This window comes from Streptococcus cristatus, assembly GCF_001578775.1.
GTDB classification, from domain to species: Bacteria; Bacillota; Bacilli; order Lactobacillales; family Streptococcaceae; genus Streptococcus; species Streptococcus cristatus_A.
In genome coordinates this window covers 1-1,027 of the sequence record NZ_KQ969068.1, presented here as the reverse complement: position 1 = coordinate 1,027, position 1,027 = coordinate 1, and the positions used below count along the sequence as shown (strand labels likewise).

The 1,027-nt window shown below is 52.9% G+C and carries 1 protein-coding gene; it reads left to right on the top strand.

What is annotated here, in order from left to right; genetic code table 11:
* Nucleotides 1–1,027, top strand: a 1,027-nt coding sequence (locus SCRDD08_RS10600; RefSeq protein WP_269139719.1) for an FtsK/SpoIIIE domain-containing protein, incomplete at both ends; no start/stop codon positions are given.

Below are 1,027 nucleotides of genomic sequence, written 5' to 3'. Positions count from 1 at the left end.
CACTCTTACCATGATGTGCAGTTTATCACCATCTTACCGGAAGAAGAACGGGACCAGTGGAACTGGATGCGCTGGCTGCCCCATGCCAAGTTGCGGGAACTGAATGTCCGGGGCTTTGTCTACAACCAGCGGACAAGAGACCAGGTCTTAAACAGCCTGAATCAAATCCTGAAACTCCGCAAAGCCCAGCAGGAAGAAGCCAGCCGTCAGGAGAGCACCCTCTTTCATCCCCACTATGTGGTCCTGATCACGGATGAAAAGCTGATCCTGGACCATGTCATTATGGAGTTCTTCACCGAGGATCCGACGGCGCTCGGCTGCTCGCTCATCTTCGTGGAGGATGTACTGAGCTCGCTGTCTGAGAACATCCAGACGGTCATCAACATCAAGGATAGGAATACCGGACAATTGGTCATGGAAGAAGGGATTCTGAGAGAGACCGATTTCCGCTTGGACCACTTCCCAGAAAACTATGACAAGGAGCGGATTGCCCGTACCTTGGCACCGCTCAATCACTTACAGAATCTCAAATCTTCGATCCCTGACACCGTGACCTTTATGGAGATGTACGGGGCGGAGACCTTCAGTGACTTACAGGTCTTAAACAGATGGGGCCAGAATGCGCCTTATAAGAGCTTAGCCGTTCCTATTGGCCTCAGAGGCAAGGACGATCTGGTCCAGCTCAATCTCCATGAGAAGGCCCACGGGCCGCACGGGCTCATCGCTGGAACGACCGGTTCCGGGAAATCGGAGACCATCCAGTCTTATATTCTCTCTCTCGCTGTCAACTTTCACCCGCACGATGTGGGTTTCCTGCTCATCGACTACAAGGGCGGGGGCATGGCCCATCTCTTCAAGGACCTGCCTCACCTCTTGGGGACCATTACCAACTTAGACGGTGCCCAATCCATGCGGGCCCTGGTCTCTATCAATGCGGAGATCCACCGCAGAGAGCGGATTTTCAACCAATACGAAGTCAATCATATCAACCAATACCAGAAGAAATTCAAATCTGGGGAAGCGACGG